General features: G+C 66.8%; 15 protein-coding genes and 3 pseudogenes. 10 read left to right on the plus strand and 8 right to left on the minus strand.

What is annotated here, in order from left to right:
- Positions 1 to 138 precede the first annotated feature (138 nt).
- Complete coding sequence (locus ACIPWY_RS31110; protein WP_401535962.1) at positions 139 to 852, plus strand: hypothetical protein; 714 nt, start codon at positions 139 to 141, stop codon at positions 850 to 852.
- A gap of 121 nt (positions 853 to 973) precedes the next feature.
- Here ACIPWY_RS31110 and ACIPWY_RS31115 read toward each other — a convergent pair.
- The 4 genes and pseudogenes from ACIPWY_RS31115 to ACIPWY_RS31130 form a co-directional block, all read right to left on the minus strand.
- Positions 974 to 1,280: pseudogene (locus ACIPWY_RS31115) on the minus strand (DUF4158 domain-containing protein); the annotation flags it as partial.
- A 100-nt stretch (positions 1,281 to 1,380) separates the two neighbouring features.
- Positions 1,381 to 2,185 (minus strand): annotated as a pseudogene (locus ACIPWY_RS31120) (IS5 family transposase).
- The gene (locus ACIPWY_RS31125) at positions 2,172 to 3,074 is read right to left on the minus strand and encodes a DUF3626 domain-containing protein (protein WP_401535964.1); all 903 of its coding nucleotides are present in this window, start codon (positions 3,072 to 3,074) and stop codon (positions 2,172 to 2,174) included. The pseudogene ACIPWY_RS31120 and the gene ACIPWY_RS31125 overlap by 14 nt, the downstream one beginning before the upstream one ends.
- Positions 3,075 to 3,239: 165 nt before the next feature.
- Positions 3,240 to 3,365, minus strand: coding sequence for a hypothetical protein (locus ACIPWY_RS31130; RefSeq protein WP_401535966.1), 126 nt, complete (start codon positions 3,363 to 3,365; stop codon positions 3,240 to 3,242).
- 153 nt (positions 3,366 to 3,518) lie between these two features.
- Between ACIPWY_RS31130 and ACIPWY_RS31135 the strand changes: the two genes are divergently transcribed.
- Complete coding sequence (locus ACIPWY_RS31135; protein ID WP_401535968.1) at positions 3,519 to 3,992, plus strand: hypothetical protein; 474 nt, start codon at positions 3,519 to 3,521, stop codon at positions 3,990 to 3,992.
- 417 nt (positions 3,993 to 4,409) lie between these two features.
- Here the strand turns inward: ACIPWY_RS31135 and ACIPWY_RS31140 are convergent, their stop codons facing one another.
- From ACIPWY_RS31140 to ACIPWY_RS31150, 3 genes are all read right to left on the minus strand, one after another.
- Positions 4,410 to 4,631 carry a hypothetical protein gene (locus tag ACIPWY_RS31140; RefSeq protein ID WP_401535970.1) on the minus strand — a complete coding sequence of 74 codons (222 nt, stop codon included), beginning with the start codon at positions 4,629 to 4,631 and terminating at the stop codon, positions 4,410 to 4,412.
- Positions 4,632 to 4,970: 339 nt separating this feature from the next.
- Positions 4,971 to 5,789 carry a DUF4253 domain-containing protein gene (locus tag ACIPWY_RS31145; protein WP_401535972.1) on the minus strand — a complete coding sequence of 273 codons (819 nt, stop codon included), beginning with the start codon at positions 5,787 to 5,789 and terminating at the stop codon, positions 4,971 to 4,973.
- Between the two features lie 110 nt (positions 5,790 to 5,899).
- The gene (locus tag ACIPWY_RS31150) at positions 5,900 to 6,583 is read right to left on the minus strand and encodes an HNH endonuclease family protein (protein WP_401535974.1); all 684 of its coding nucleotides are present in this window, start codon (positions 6,581 to 6,583) and stop codon (positions 5,900 to 5,902) included.
- A 329-nt stretch (positions 6,584 to 6,912) separates the two neighbouring features.
- Here ACIPWY_RS31150 and ACIPWY_RS31155 point away from each other — a divergent pair, with 329 nt between their 5' ends.
- Together ACIPWY_RS31155 and ACIPWY_RS31160 are read left to right on the plus strand one after the other, a co-directional pair.
- Positions 6,913 to 7,416: a hypothetical protein gene (locus tag ACIPWY_RS31155; RefSeq protein WP_401535976.1), complete on the plus strand. Its 504-nt coding sequence runs from the start codon at positions 6,913 to 6,915 to the stop codon at positions 7,414 to 7,416.
- Positions 7,417 to 7,488: 72 nt separating this feature from the next.
- Positions 7,489 to 8,106, plus strand: a complete 618-nt coding sequence (locus ACIPWY_RS31160; RefSeq protein ID WP_401535978.1) for an SMI1/KNR4 family protein — start codon at positions 7,489 to 7,491, stop codon at positions 8,104 to 8,106.
- Here ACIPWY_RS31160 and ACIPWY_RS31165 read toward each other — a convergent pair.
- A pseudogene (locus ACIPWY_RS31165) lies at positions 8,103 to 8,264 on the minus strand (IS630 family transposase); the annotation flags it as partial. The gene ACIPWY_RS31160 and the pseudogene ACIPWY_RS31165 sit on opposite strands and share 4 nt — an antisense overlap.
- Positions 8,265 to 8,377: 113 nt before the next feature.
- Here ACIPWY_RS31165 and ACIPWY_RS31170 point away from each other — a divergent pair.
- The 6 genes from ACIPWY_RS31170 to ACIPWY_RS31195 all read left to right on the plus strand — a co-directional run bounded on the left by ACIPWY_RS31170 (position 8,378) and on the right by ACIPWY_RS31195 (position 14,383).
- Positions 8,378 to 9,028 carry a hypothetical protein gene (locus tag ACIPWY_RS31170; RefSeq protein ID WP_401535981.1) on the plus strand — a complete coding sequence of 217 codons (651 nt, stop codon included), beginning with the start codon at positions 8,378 to 8,380 and terminating at the stop codon, positions 9,026 to 9,028.
- A complete protein-coding gene (locus ACIPWY_RS31175; protein WP_401535983.1) occupies positions 9,025 to 9,972 on the plus strand; it encodes a TRM11 family SAM-dependent methyltransferase in 948 nt (315 codons plus the stop codon). The genes ACIPWY_RS31170 and ACIPWY_RS31175 overlap by 4 nt, the downstream gene beginning before the upstream one ends.
- 784 nt (positions 9,973 to 10,756) lie before the next feature.
- On the plus strand, positions 10,757 to 11,005 hold the full coding sequence (locus tag ACIPWY_RS31180) for a helix-turn-helix domain-containing protein (protein ID WP_401535985.1): 249 nt from the start codon (positions 10,757 to 10,759) through the stop codon (positions 11,003 to 11,005).
- 721 nt (positions 11,006 to 11,726) lie between these two features.
- Positions 11,727 to 12,794: a tyrosine-type recombinase/integrase gene (locus tag ACIPWY_RS31185; RefSeq protein WP_401535988.1), complete on the plus strand. Its 1,068-nt coding sequence runs from the start codon at positions 11,727 to 11,729 to the stop codon at positions 12,792 to 12,794.
- 260 nt (positions 12,795 to 13,054) lie between these two features.
- Positions 13,055 to 13,477 carry a hypothetical protein gene (locus tag ACIPWY_RS31190; protein ID WP_393705245.1) on the plus strand — a complete coding sequence of 141 codons (423 nt, stop codon included), beginning with the start codon at positions 13,055 to 13,057 and terminating at the stop codon, positions 13,475 to 13,477.
- Positions 13,478 to 13,654: 177 nt separating this feature from the next.
- Entirely contained in the window at positions 13,655 to 14,383 is a 729-nt protein-coding gene (locus ACIPWY_RS31195) for a DUF2625 domain-containing protein (protein WP_393705244.1), read from the plus strand.
- Position 14,384: the final 1 nt, after the last annotated feature.

Genomic DNA, 14,384 nt, shown 5'->3' on the forward strand with positions numbered 1-14,384 from the left:
ACCTCGACAACCTGCTCGCCGAGACCAGCGTCAGGTACGGGGGCGGCGGCACGCCTACCACCACGTCTCGAAGGGGCAGTTCGTCACGGCAGAGGGTGTCGCCGTGGCTGGTCAAGTAGATCGAGTTACGCTCCTGCAGTGGACATCGGTGCTGGTCGTCCGGAGGTACGAGCTTTCAAGTGGGCGGAAGCAGAGTACCGGCAGCGCAACGACGGTATGCCGATCCCTGCGTCTCCCACACTCTGGGAGCCATACTGGGTTTTTGGCCGCCTGGATGACTCGCAGAGCGGCGATTACGATGCGTTCACCTATGAGGAGACTTCCGCGCTCCTTAGCGCGGCAATGAACGCTCGTCTCGCCCCTGAGCAGCCGCGACTCCTCTTTCTCCTGATTCCCTGGGCAAAACATCAGCGACAACAGGCAGCCAGCGTTCCTTGGTGGAAGCGCATCTTCGACGACTCAGCCGCGGGGCCACCGTCAGTACACGTGCCGATCACCGACATTCACCCGCGAGCTGTGCCGATCTGGCGTGACCCAGCCACAGACACGGCCCCTGTCTATGACAAGCCGATCCAGACCTTCGCTGACCTGTTGGCACTCCAACCGATGACCCTGCCACTGCAGGCAGCGTCCGGCGGCACTGGTGCCTACGAAGCGATCCGCGGCCAACTCATGGATCTGGCCTGGGATTGGGCTAACGCACTGAGGGGGGACTTCACGCCTCAAGCTGCGCTGAACATCGCCATCCAAGCGCGCGATGGCGCGATCAGAAACGGGGGTTCCAAGGCTCTCGTTGGGGCCTGGAACGAGGAGATCAGGCAGCTGCTCTGGCTCCTGCGCCGCATGCCCTGACGAGTACGGCAGGACGCCACTCCCAGAGCTCGCTCGTGCGGAAGCGCGACCGTGACTCTCACCGAGCGGCAGCTTCACATCATCCGCAGTGCCCGCGACTGGATCGCGACGTATAGGGAGGCGCAGTGCCGTCCCGCTTGCCGTACAGCTTCAGGCCCGAGGCGTCCGCGATCTCCACCTGCTCGGCCAGGTAGTCGGCCACCTCCGCCGGTAGCTGCCGCGGGTCCGGCATGAACCGGCCCAGGAACCGCGCGCTCGTGAGCTGGACCGCGAACCCGAGCCGGTTGTGCGACCTGTGCTTGGCCTGCACCGCCTCCCGATCAGCGTCGTCCAGGAAGAAGTACCGCTCCAACTCTGCCCGCGAAGGCGCCTCGTGAAAGCGACCCGTACCGGGCCGCTTGCTCATCCGTCAGGATCTCGACTGCCACAACAGCTCTCCGGAGATCGGCAACAACGACCCGCGAAGGCTCCGACGTTCAATCACCCCAGGTCAAAAGGCCAACCGGCCCGGCGCCCTTAGAGATCGTCTCAGTTGGTCAATCTTCGGTAGCAGATGAGGGTGGCGGCGATGCCGGCGAAGGCGAGGAAGTGCTCGGCTTTGCGTTCGTAGCGGCGGTGCAGACGACGGCAGCCGGACAACCAGGCCACCGTCCGCTCCACGGTCCAGCGGTGACGGCCGAGACGCTGGGAGGATTCGATGCCCCTGCGTGCGATGCGCGGCGTGATGTTCCGAGAACGGAGCCATTTGCGCAGGTGGTCGTAGTCGTAGCCCTTGTCTCCGTGCAGTTTGGCCGGACGGCGGCGACGCGGTCCACGGCGGGAGCGGATGGGCGGTATGCCTCGGACGAGAGGTTCGAGAGCCTGGCTGTCGTGGGTGTTGGCGGCGGAGATGCCGATGGAGAGGGGCAGACCCGTCCGTTCTGTGATCAAGTGGATCTTCGAGCCTTTCTTGCCGCGATCGACAGGATTCGGTCCTGTCAGATCCCCCCTTTGAGGGCTCGCATGTTCACGGAGTCGATCGCGCACCTCGACCAGTCCAGCTCCCCGCGGGCGCCGAGCTCGTCCAGCACCAGGCGGTGGAGTTTCGCCCACACCCGCGCCGCGGTCCATTCGGAGAACCGGCGGTGGACTGTCTGCCATGAGGCGCGCCGAAGACTGGCGGCAGCTGCCGCCAGGTGCACCCCGACGTGGCGACGAAGACGATCGCGGCGAGGACCGCACGATCGTCGACCCGTCGTCGGCCTCCGCCTTGCGGCCTCGTGGGGATCTGCGGTCTCACAGCCCGGAACAAATTCCACAGCCCCTCTGGCACCAGCCCCTCAACGAAGGCCATCGAGTACAGCCCCTTCCATCGGCGCCGGAACCACCGATCTGTCCATGGCCTTCCAGGGGGCCCCGAATCGCGCCAGGTAGTGCCACACCTTCTTGACCGCCTGGAGGTCATAGAGGCCCGCGCGTGCGGAGTCTCCGATGATCCGAGGATCGAGCATGCCGTCGACCGCGATCTGCGTGCCCAAGTCGACGTATTCCTGGCCGCGGTAGTCGGGGTAACGTCGTAGTTCTTCAACCCCGAGTCGGAAGCCGGGGTGCCACTCCACCGGGCAGCCAAGACGCAGAGCCGCTACCTCGACCGTCGTGCCTCGGTAGCAGGGGTCCAACACCAGCGCCTCCACATCGCATTGCAGCTGGACCGACGCGTGCACCTGCGCCTCGATGTAGTCGTCAAGCTCGTCCTGACGATCGGCGCAGGCAAGCTCGATAAGCCCCATGCGGGCCGCGACACCGAAATCCGACGGTTCGAGGAAACTGTCTGGGTAACAGAACGTGCTCCGCGTCAGCGTCTGGGCCGTCAGCCGGAAGTGGGCCGAGCCGAACCGCGGCGCCCCGCCGAACGGCTTGCGGCGGAAGTTCAACGCCCCGTAGACAGGCCGCTCATGAGCGGTCGCTTCGTCGTACGCACCGTCGAAGATCCGGCTCTCCCAACGCCACCGGTCGCCGCCCGGATGCGCGGTCAGGCCGCCGTTGCTGGTCCCAGTGACGAACTGCGAGTGGTAGACGGCGCCCTCGGCCATAGCGTCCAGGATCGGCTTGCCGTGCAGCAGACGGTCCGGGTGGAAGTTGAGGGTCACCCGCAATGCCGGGTCCATCGGAGGGCCCGACGCCAGTTCCGCAACATGCCGAAGGGCCCGTTCCTGCGCTGTCTGGGAGGCTGCAGAGCTCATCAGCACAGTGTTCCCTACCCTGATCAACCGGTGCACGCGGATTGTCCACTGACAGCCCGTTCCAGCGTGACGGAGCGTTGGTTGATCACCAATCGAGACGATCTCTTAGCGCACGATCTGACACGGATGTTCCTCAGAGCCCTACAGCGCAGCCCGCACGGCGAGTCAGACGCCCAGGGCGGGGACGAGGGCGAGCGCGTGCACGGCGACAACCACGGCGAGGGCGGAGCCGACCGCGGCGACGGCGAGAGCCGTCCGGTCGGTGGGCAGCGGGGTAGGCGAGGACGGCATCGGAAGGCCTCCGGGTCGGTCGGTGCGCCCGCCGGTTGGCGAGCCGCATCGACTCTGGAGGAGCGGGCAGTTAACCGCGCAAGGCCTCCCGCCCGCACGCTTCTTACTGGCACCCCGTTTCCTTGGCCAGCTGGTCGGACTACGGTGCCCGTCATGAACTGGGGGACTCTGCTCGGCACAGTCGTTGGCGCTGCGCTGGGGATCGGCTCGACGTTAATCGCTGACCACACACGATCCCGCCGCGAGCGTGCAAACCGCATGCACGACACCCTGCGGGATCTCTACAGCACATACCTTGCCGCGTTGAACGACAGCTCGTCCGTCCTGCGCGTGATCATCCTCAGGGAGAACGACACGGCTGCGCGATACCAGGCGGCCCTGGATGCTTTTCGCGATGCCTCCGTGCTGACGCAGCGATACAGAGTCGCCCTGCAAGCCCCACCGGCCGTTCGAGAGAAATCCGACCAGGCGTACAGGCTCCTTCGACAATGGCGCGACTTGCTCGACACACACCCAGGACTCTCCCTGTCGTCGTCGGAGTATCTCGAAGGACTCGAACAGTTTCACCAAGCCCGCAAGGACCTCCAGGCCACCATGCGCGCAAGTCTCGACGCCGCAGACAGGTAGACCCACCTCACGCCGTCCGGCCGACTAACGGGACTCGCTCGGGCAAGCGTTTCGAGAAAGGCCTCCAGGATCCGATTTTCGCCGGCAGCCCTGATCAGGACCGGGGTTCCTTCCGGTTGAGTTCCTGGGCATGCTCGGCGCGGGAACGATGTACGCCGCCGCTCGGTGACGCGCTGGCCACAGGTCACATGAGCCCGGGTGAGTCCTTTGACGTCCTGCGGGAGGTCTCCATGCATACGAGCATCAAGCTGTGGCATGTCGCCGAGCTGGTGATCGAGTGGGGACGCACCGGCAATCTCTCGTCGGGCACCGCCCCCAGTGGACACCAGGAGAGTGTGGCAACGAGGGAACGGATGTGCTGTCGTATCAGCGGAACCAGATGGATGTTCCTCAGACCCCGACCTCATTGCGCTCCGACTAGGTGTCGATGGTCGCCAGTTCGTCGTCGACGCCGACATCAACGATCCCTGCGATGGCTCCCAGCTCGGTGGCTACGACCGGTGAGAAGCCTGGGGCGCGTACCTGGGGTTTGGTCGTCAAGACGTCGTCGAAGTACGGGGTGCTCAAGAACGAGAGCACTCGGCAGCGCAGCCAGGAAATCTCGTCCGCGGGGCGGTACTCACGTATGACATGGTTCAAGGTGGTGATCCTCAGTGCGCGTGGCGAAGCCCGGACGATTGTGGTGGCGGCGTTGAGAGATCACGACGGAGATTTGTGCGCGCTGTCCCGCGGCGCGGCAATCAGTCTTGCTGGCCTACCGGGCGACCAGGTGATGCTCCGAGACCGCTCCCCAAGCCTCCGCGGTGCCAGAGCCTTCGTCATCCTGCTCGCCGCTGGAATGTCGAGCGGACCGCCGGCTGGCCTATGAAGTCCTGTCGAGACGCCCGCGACTACGAACGCCTCCCGCAGCACGGCGAAGCGCACCTGAACTGGCCACATCATGGCAAGGCGCCTCGCCCTCAAGCGCCGGGCACTTCCTCAGTCCCACCAGAAGGTCCAGTGAGTGTTACCCACCAGTGCCTCCTCCGCGTAGAGACGGATGGTCTCGTATCCCTGCCAGATGTTGTCGGGGCAGAACGCGAAGTGTTCCGCAGCGACCGCGAGCGCTTCATCGAGTGTCTGCGGCGGTGCGGCCACGGACAGGTCCAGCCGCGCGTAGGACAGAGCGACCACCTGGACGCCGAAGCGGTCTTCCCAGGAACGAAGAACGGCACACCGACGGGCGACATCCCTCTCATAGTTGACCGGACCTGACCAGCCGATTGCTGCGGGGAGGTCCGCAGCCCGGCCCACTGGGACCAGCGCCAGCCGAGGGCTGTCGAGCGAGTGCTTGATCAGAGCATCGGCAGTGTCCGCAGCAGTCGTGTCCGGATCTGCCACTGTCCTCTCTGCCGATGCAAGCCCAGGCCAGCTACCGGTGAACGGGGCGATGGTCTCGCCCTCGTCTTCTTCAAACGTATCCGATACCTCTGACTCCCAGAACGTCTTGAGAACTTCCTCGGCCCGGTGATCGCCGGGGTCCGACATCATGCCGGGATCCAGCTCGCCGTCCCACCACTCCTCGATGCGGGGCTCGTCTTGGAGGAGCACCGGCTGTAGTCCGGCGGCATCCCGGGCTGGCAGGTACTGGGCCCACGTACCGGGCGCTGCGGTCCCGTCGGCCACCCAGAGCAATGGCTCACGCCAAGGACCCTCGTTGGTCTCGGTCACCAGTGAGCCCGGCGGCAGGCTGAGACCCAGTTTTCTCCCAGTGGGGTCGGTCGACAGCGCCGTCAACGGCTTGGAACGTGTCGTCATGGGGCGAAGCTATCGGGCCCCACTGACAAACCTCAGGCGTCGCCGGGCTCCGGATGAAAAACAGGCTCTACCCGTGGTTCCCTCCCAAATGCGGGGGCGATGCGTTGCCGTTATCGGGCGAGGGTGACCTTCACTGGGGCGTTGGGGCAGTGGGTCAGGTCTTCGGAGAGTGCGGTCTGTTCGGCTGGGTCGATGGCGAGCTGCCAGCGGACCTTCACGACGATCCAGTCCCGCACGTAGTCGCAGTGGTCGCTTTCGGCGGGCGGCATCCAGGTAGCCGGGTCTTGGTCGGCTTTGCTGCGGTTCGATTTAGCGGACACGGCGATCAGTGCGCGTTCGTCGCCGAGGTCGTTGGCGTAGGCCTGGCGTTCGGCCGCGGTCCAGTCGGAGGCTCCGGAGTCCCAGGCTTCAGCGAGTGGCACGCGGTGGTCTACGTCGAGGCCGCTGGCTCCGTCGATGTACTGGTCGTCGTACTCGGAGTACCAGCGTCCGCCGGTGAGCTTGCACTTGGGGCCCTGCTCGGGGGTCATGAACGCTTCGGCCTTGAGGACTTCGGCGCGGGTGTTGCAGCCGTCCTTGTCTGCGTCGATCCAGTGCTTGAAGCTGGTGCGCTGATAGCCGGTGCGGTCCTCGGCCGCGATGGGCAGGGCCTTCAACGCGTACCGGAGCGGGGTGGTAATGACGTTGCCGGGGCTGCCGAAGGGTCCGGATGCGGCCTGGGCTGTTGTGGCGGTGGGGATAGTGAGCGCGGCGATGGCGCTGAGCAGGGCGGTAGTGCGGGCGAAGGTGCGCACGAAGCTCCTCGAAGGTCAAGAACGGGTGAGGTCCTTCGTAGCGGGATGCCGCCTGCCGAGTCGATGCCACGACGGGCCGATTCACTCGCGAGTAGGGATAAGTCAGCCCGTCATACAGCCACACACCCCGCGCCAAGGTTCAGGCGAAGGTTGTCCTCTCCCTGGCACTGGTGCTGCAAGTTCGACTGCGTTGGTCCTGTGCGCTTCTGGTGCTCTGACCGGGAAGGTTCGCCGGGTTGCTGGGAGGGGGACGACGTGCGACGACTGTCGACGACGGACATCCGCCCCATAAGAACTTGAGCCCAGGCCGGGGATGTCGGAGGGCGACGATGGAACAGCCGCGGATACGCCTCGGCAACGCTGATGTGTGGCTGGAACTGGCTCGGACCGGTGGAGACAGCTGGCAGATCACCGCAGATTGGTGCTCCTGGCTGACAGCTGACTTCACCGCGGATCTCAGTGCTGCGGAGGCTGTGGACTTCGTGGGGCGGATGCTCTCTCACCTGCGCGCGCCGTCGGGTGGACGCTTTTCGGCGGCGGTGACTCCCGGTCGCAACAATCCGCTGACGTTGCACGCAGAGCCAGGCGGAGACGGTTTCGCCCTTTTCGTGCGCCTGACCCCCAATGGCGACGACGACGTGTGTCACTTGCAGATGGAGGTCGATCCGATCGCCACGCTGGAACTTCGTGAGGCATTCAACACGCTGCACGCGGCGCTGATGTCTGACCGCCTGGAGCGTTTTGGTCAGGCCGCGGTCTCGAGTAGGCGTCCGCCTCAGCGGATGCCTTTCGCTTCAACCGCCGTCTTGAGCCCCAGGGCCGTCACACACTGAATCTGTGGCTGGTGTGGTTCGTCGCCCTGCTTGTGCGGCGGGCTCGCCTAGGGCGTCTCTTTCGGATCTTGCATGATGGCTGGCATGAACACAGAAAGATGCGACCCGGTCGAGCTGGCCGCCCTCCGCGAGATCTTCGCGTCCCGTCCCGAGGCAGCGGCGCCAGCAGGCTGGGAGGAGGTGCGGTCCTTCGAGGCGGAGCACGGCATCGTGCTTCCGGAGCCGTACCGCACGTTCGTGGCGGAGATCTGTGACGGACTGCGCGCCGGACCGCCCTACTACGGTCTGCTGCCCCTGGCGCAAACGCCTCCGGACTGGGGCTCAGATCGCCCCGAACGCCTGCTTGCCGAGCCCTTTCCCCTCACGGAGGCATGGCTGTGGGAGGCGGAGGGCGACGAGGAGGCGCTGCCCCAGCAGGAGTTCGAGGCCCGGACGGACTCCGTGTTCGACCACGGCTCGCTGCTGCTGGGCACCGATGGCTGCGGCATGTACTGGCACCTGATCGTCACCGGCCCACAGCGTGGTCACGTCTGGCAGATCGCCAGCGAGGGTGCGATGCCCTTCGGTACTCAGTCGGCCAACGCCCTGATGCCCGGTGTCCCCGGTTTCACGGGCTGGGCGACCAAATGGGCCCAGGGCCGCGACTGGTTCGCGGGCGCCGAGGGGGACGGTCCAGGGCAATACACCTAGTGACCTGAGTCAGAGATTCGGTGGCAGTAGGCGGCGAATCTGTCGAGGATCTCGTCGGCCGTCTTCGTCCAGACGAAGGGTTTGGGGTGGTCGTTCCAGTCGGCAAGGCAGGCCCGGACGTCGCGTTCGAGTGCTTGGACAGAGCGGTGAACACCACGCGTGTGATCGGCTGGACAAGATCGAGGCGGTGGTTGGCACGATAGGGCCTCGAAATCCTCCTTAAGGGAGTGTCAGCACGTTTCGGCGCCCGGCCCGCTCAGCGCGCCCACTCATGACCCAGATCCGTACGACGACGAACCCGTCCCCGCTGCCGGCCACGGTCTGGCTGCCCGGCCCCCATGACACCGAGATCCTGCCCATCGCTACGGAGGTCCTGCCTCAATGGGCCATTGAAAAGATCCGCACGGAGTTCACCCACCGCCCGGGTCGCACGCCCGCCCCGCTCCTGCGCCTGGCCATCGGCGACACCGATACGGGTATGGACGCCCGCATTCCGTGCACCCAGGACACAACCCCCGGCCTCCCGTTCAACTCATCGCGCATCACGCCGGTGATCCTCGCGGAACTCCACCCCGACACACTCCCCACAGCCGGTGTGCACAGTCACTACGGCAGCGAGGAACAGGGCGCCATCGATGACGCCTGGCCTGGCTTCTTCCACCGCACCCACCGCCTGCTGCGCGGAGACGGTCTCCTGCTGCTGGCCACTCGCCAGCGCCGTGACGCCGAGGGGCTGACGGACCCGCTCGGCCATCTCGTCGCGGGCGCCCGCACCGCCGGATTTCGCTACCTCCAGCACATCGTGATCGTCCACGGGCACCCGGTCGGCGACCGCATCGTCCCCGCCCCACCCGACAATGCCCTGCCCGGGCTCATCCACAGCGACCTGCTCGTCCTGCGTGCGCAGGGGAGTCGGCCATGAACCCGTACCCGCTCTCGGTGTGGAACACCGCCCCCACCTCCGCCCCAGCCCAGCGCAAGGGCCGCTATGTACCCGGCTCCGCGGCCCACCCGGCCAAGATGCTCCCTGCAATCGCCACCCATGCCATCACCACCTACACCCGGCCCGGCGGCCTCGTCCTCGACCCGATGTGCGGTATCGGCACCACCCTCGTCGAAGCCGTCCACCTCGGCCGCCACGCCCTGGGCACCGAATACGAACCGCAGTGGGCCGACCTCGCCGACCAAAACCTGCGCCACGCAGACCTCCAGGGCGCGCCGGGCGCCGGTTCCGTCTACCGAGGCGACGCCCGCGAGCTCGCCACGCTGATCCCGGGCGCGTTCCACGGCCTGGTCGACCTCGTGCTCACCTCACCCCCGTACGGGGCGAGCGTCCACGGCCAGGTCCGCTCCACCAGAGAGAGCGGCGAACGCGGCGTGGTCAAGAAGGACTACCGCTACAGCCACGACCCCGCGAACCTCGCCCACGTCGGCCTCGAAACCCTCCTTGAGGCCTTCACCGAGATCCTCACCCAGTGCCGCCACCTTCTGCGCCCCGGCGGTCACGCCGTGATCACCACCCGCCCCTGGCGCGAACGCGGCGAACTCATCGACCTACCCTCCGCAGTCCTGGCAGCGGCCGAGAGCGCCGGACTCATCCCCGTAGAACGCTGCGTCGCCCTCCTGGCCGGCATCCGCGACGGCCAACTCGTCGCCCGGCCCTCCTTCTTCCAGATGAAGAACGTCCGCGACGCCCGCCGCCGTGGCCTGCCGGTCGCAGTCATCCAGCACGAAGACACCCTCGTCGTACGACGCCCCACACACCCCGCCCCCGCTCGGCAAACATCGGCCGGACGTCCCGCAGCAGATTCCACCCAATCGGCGCGCTGCAGATACCGTCCGACTCCCACGCGGACAGGACGGTGACCCGGCCGATGGCCCCTGCGCCGCCGACCGTCACGGAACCGGCCTGCGCATCGGCAGCCTCTGCTCCGCAATAGGAGGCGTAGATCTCGGCGTCCCTGGGGAGCGGAGCGACACCGCACCCTCCCGCGCCCTGGGAAATAGCGTCGTTCCCCATCAGGCCACCCCACGCCATCAACTACTCCTTCCTCACGGAGGCCCACCCCGCCCGCCCCCTGGGCAGCGACACGTTGACTGGGCCGCAGAAGAACAACAGCGCGCCCACTGCACCCCGAAGACGCCGGACCACAATGAGCGCCTAGTCGGCTCGGCCGAGATGACGCTCAGGGCCGACGGCCCATGCGGCGTCCGCGTCACTGCGACTACGAACCGCCGTCGACGATCCCGGACATCCCTACCGACACACGGCGCCCCGACCAGCATCGCCGGTCCGCACCGCGACGCGACGGACCGGCCAACTCGTCCCCGCTTCCCCGGCGCCGCGCGATTATCCAGAACGCGCTGAGCCCTCCGCCACATCAAGCAGACGCGTGTCGCCGTGCTCGTCGACACGCGTCAGCGTGCAGAGCATCGCCCGTAACTCCAGGAGCGCGACATGACTTCCGAGCCTGCCGAAGAACCAGCCAACACCGATCGTGCAGTTGCGGACATCACCTCTCTACTCGCACTACCCCTGGGCGAGACCCCTACCTCGTCGAGCCGAGCCACGCCATCCACCAGCACTGCGCCCCGCGCCGCGCGCAGCGCGAGGACGAGGTCCACGCGAGACTCACGGAGCTCCCACCTCGTGCACACCGCCCAGTCAACTCCGGCCAACGCCGCAGTGGGCACCAATCGCGCGGAGGTGGCGCGGCTGTTCACCGCAGAGCAGGCGGCCGAGGTACTTCAGGTGCCGCCGTCGTGGCTGCGCAAGAAGGCCGCGGCGGGTGCCATCCCGCACACCCGGATCGGCCGTCATCTGCGCTTCAGCGCCGGTGACTTGCAGCGTCTCGTCGCGGCGGGGCAGCGCGGGCCCGCCGACGCCCGGCGCGGGTGACGGCCCGCACATGTGATCCGCTTCCCCTTCGGTTGCCGGTGGAGCGTTGATGGTCCGGCGCCCAGTGGGCGCACATAACCCGATGCTCAACGCCGAAAGCGTCCTCACGTAGTGCACGTGCAGACGCTCCCCGGCACCCCCACCCACCTCAACTCTCGTGCGGCGAAGCACCGCTGAGGGATGAGCAAAAAGTCAGGAGAAGCTAATGGCCTGGGTCGAACGCCGAGGCAACCGCTACCGAGTGCGCTACTGGACACCGGACGGCCGTGCCGGAACCGCCGGAGTGTTCCCCACACGCGACGAAGCCGCCGAGCACGCCGCCACTCTTGTCCCCGACTCCCGCACCACACCTACCCCTCCCACGACGACAGTTGTCGAGACTGCCGTTCCAAGGGCCTTGGGGGTCCACCCCGTCGAGTTCGCCGCTTCGCCGGCCCCTCCCGCTACTTTGTACGTGCTCCAGCCGACGCAGCACACCCAGGGCGTGTACGTGCCACCCCCCTGGCCGCCACAGCGCCTGCCCGCCCACACTGTCGGCACCGCAGCCGATACGAGCGGCGACAACCGACCCACCCCGGAGCAAGGAAGCGAACCGAGCGCCGCGGCCGTCACCCTCGTGCCACGCGCCCTGCCGCCCCGCCCGGAGATCGGGCGGGCCACGCGCCCCGGCCGACGGGAACATTCACCGTCGGCTCTGACTCGACCGCCAATCGCGCCAGTCGTGTCCGTCTCCTCCGCACCGCAGCTCACCGCGACCGTGCTGCCTGCTCCCGCATACTCTGGGGTACGGGAGACCCTGCTCACGGACTGGGTGCACCGCTGGTGGCTCACTACCGACATCGGCCCCAACACCGCCTCCCACTACCGCAGTCTCCTCAAGAACCACATCCTTCCTCGCTGGGGGGCCATGCCCCTGCACCTCATCGCGCCCAGCGATGTCACCGTGTGGCTCAAGTCCCTCCAACCGCGCTACGCCCGCGCCACCACCACCTCAATCGGCAAGCTCCTCGCCCTGGTCATGGCCGCGGCCGTCACCGAACGCCTCATCCCCGATAACCCCGTACGCGTCCCCCGCCGCCGGGGCCGCGAACGCCACGGTGAGGACCAACTGTGGGCCGACGGACACGAGGTCATCACCCTGGCCCGGCGCATCACCCACCTCGCCGACGCCACGCAGGGCCTTCTCGTGATCACCGCTGCTTACACCGGCATGCGCTGGGGTGAACTCGCCGCCCTGACCCGCCCCGCACACAATCCCCAGACCGCAACCCTGACTATCCACCCCGACACCGGCAACCTCCTCGAAGTCGACGGCCGACACGGCTACGGCCCGCCCAAAACCGCTGCTTCCGTACGCACCGTCACCCTTCCGCCCTTCCTCAACGCCCTCCTCCAGCAAGACCTTGCCCGCCACAACCACGACCACGTCTTCACCAGCACCAAGGGCAAACTCCTGCGCCGCTCCACCTTTGCCCGCCGGATCTGGGCACCTGCCTCCCGCGGCACCACCCTGCCCGACGGCACCTCCTGGCCCGCGCTCAAACCCGGCCTCACCTTCCACAACCTCCGCCACACCCACAAGACCTGGCTCATCGAGGACAACATCCCCGAAGTAGCCCAGGCCCGCCGTCTGGGACACACCCTCAAAGGCATCGCCGACGTCTACGCCCACGTAGCAAACAGCGTCGACGCCCGCCTTCTTGCAGCTCTGGAAGCCCGGTGGCAACGCTCCCTCACCCACCACGCTCTGGCACACACCGCCGCCACTGCTCCTGACACCCCGCGATGACCCGCTGGCAGGCCGATAGAAGCCAGACCCTGGTTCGCATTCGAAGGCGACGGTGCGTGAGCGTGCGGAGGCTGGCACGGGGCGGTGGCCCCGGACGGGTGACAGCTTGCGTGGTGGGGGCGGGAACCGGGACGAGTGACACAGTGAAACTGCCGGAGTCATATATCGCTCGACGGAGTGATCAAGGGCGACTCGCCCGTGCCCGCATGATCGGTCCATCGGTTATCGCGAGCATGCGAATGAAATTGAGTATGACAAGCATGACGGGCGTGGTGGCGGCGGTGCTGGTGTCGGGAACGGCGTCGGCAGACACGGTTGTGTCCGCGCCAGTGGCAGCGAAGCCGGCGAGTATCCGGGTGGTGGGGCATGCCGGTGGGGGCGTGTATGACGTGGTGCTGAGGTACCACAAGAGCGGCTCTGCGCGGGTAGTGGAATCGGTCTTTGCCGGTAAGAACACGCGCAACAAGGCAGCGGTAGCTGCGCGGTGGGTGTACACCTCGCCTGGCGGGCGGATGCGCGTGGGGGCGGGCTGGCGCAAGCCGAGCGCCCGCTGGAGCGGGGACACCTGGCGAGGAGTGAACTGGGGTGCCATCGGTCACAACGGTCCGAAGATCCCGGCGCGCTCGCGACTGTGCACGCAGTTCAAGGGTTCGTCCACCCTGGCGTGCGTCAAGGTGAAGTGACGCACACGTTCGGTTCGAGGCGCGTGGCGTAGGCAGACCTTGTCTGCCTACGCCACGCGCTGCGTGGAGTCACTTTGATCCTTCACAGACCGGCCTGCTCGGTCATCTCGATAGGCGGGTGGTTCATCGAAGCGCCCTGCTCGTTGGGACGTACGGTGCGGGTGCGACGATGCGGGCATGCGTGAGTTGAGTCAGCTGATCGATGTCGAGGATCCGGCTTGGCCGGAACTCAGGGAGACACTCGATGCAAGTCCGGTGTCTGTCGAGGTGCTTCCGCCCGATAGCGATCTGGGTAGAGCGTCGATTCTTCAGCTGCAGGTCACGGCCAGCTCGTACCTCGGTGCGGTGGTGTTGCACTGCGGCGGTCTACTGGTGGACGACGGATGGCTGCGAGTCTTCGGCAGCCCTATGAGTGGGGCTGCGCACGGGGTGCCGGGCCTGTCTCGCGTGAATCAGTTCCCCGAAACGTTCGACTCACTATGGCGACCGGAGACCGGTTTGACGGTGGCACACGACGTGCTGGGCGGCGTCTTCACTCTCAACGGCGCCGCTCCCGCCAACGCCGACCGTCCCGGCGCCCCTGGCGAGGTTGTCTACTTCGCTCCGGATTCCCTTCGCTGGGAGCCTCTGGGTGTCAGTCACTCGACGTGGTTGGCCTGGCTAGTGTCCGGGGCACTCGATGCGTTCTACGCCGATCTGCGCTGGCCCGGCTGGAAGGAGGAAGTCCGGGCGCTGAACAGCAGTCAGGGCCTGTCGATGTTCCCGCCATTGTGGTCTGCCGAGGCGCGCCAGGACATTTCGGCGACCAGCCGTCGTGCCATTCCGATGAGAGAATTGCTTGGCGCCGCCCGGAACGCATGCCGACAGTTCGATGGAGTTGATCCGAGCCTTCTCGGCGCCGTGTGAA

This window comes from Streptomyces sp. NPDC090032 (genome assembly GCF_044748025.1).
In the GTDB taxonomy this organism is placed as follows: Bacteria; Actinomycetota; Actinomycetes; order Streptomycetales; family Streptomycetaceae; genus Streptomyces.

Bases quoted from the DNA above. Each gene is read 5' to 3' on its own strand.
- ACIPWY_RS31125 (WP_401535964.1), bottom strand. From the start codon at position 3,074: ATGAGCTCTGCAGCCTCCCAGACAGCGCAGGAACGGGCCCTTCGGCAT.
- ACIPWY_RS31130 (WP_401535966.1), bottom strand. From the start codon at position 3,365: ATGCCGTCCTCGCCTACCCCGCTGCCCACCGACCGGACGGCTCTCGCC.
- ACIPWY_RS31135 (WP_401535968.1), top strand. From the start codon at position 3,519: ATGAACTGGGGGACTCTGCTCGGCACAGTCGTTGGCGCTGCGCTGGGG.
- ACIPWY_RS31145 (WP_401535972.1), bottom strand. From the start codon at position 5,789: ATGACGACACGTTCCAAGCCGTTGACGGCGCTGTCGACCGACCCCACT.
- ACIPWY_RS31155 (WP_401535976.1), top strand. From the start codon at position 6,913: ATGGAACAGCCGCGGATACGCCTCGGCAACGCTGATGTGTGGCTGGAA.
- ACIPWY_RS31160 (WP_401535978.1), top strand. From the start codon at position 7,489: ATGATGGCTGGCATGAACACAGAAAGATGCGACCCGGTCGAGCTGGCC.
- ACIPWY_RS31170 (WP_401535981.1), top strand. From the start codon at position 8,378: ATGACCCAGATCCGTACGACGACGAACCCGTCCCCGCTGCCGGCCACG.
- ACIPWY_RS31175 (WP_401535983.1), top strand. From the start codon at position 9,025: ATGAACCCGTACCCGCTCTCGGTGTGGAACACCGCCCCCACCTCCGCC.
- ACIPWY_RS31190 (WP_393705245.1), top strand. From the start codon at position 13,055: ATGACGGGCGTGGTGGCGGCGGTGCTGGTGTCGGGAACGGCGTCGGCA.
- ACIPWY_RS31195 (WP_393705244.1), top strand. From the start codon at position 13,655: ATGCGTGAGTTGAGTCAGCTGATCGATGTCGAGGATCCGGCTTGGCCG.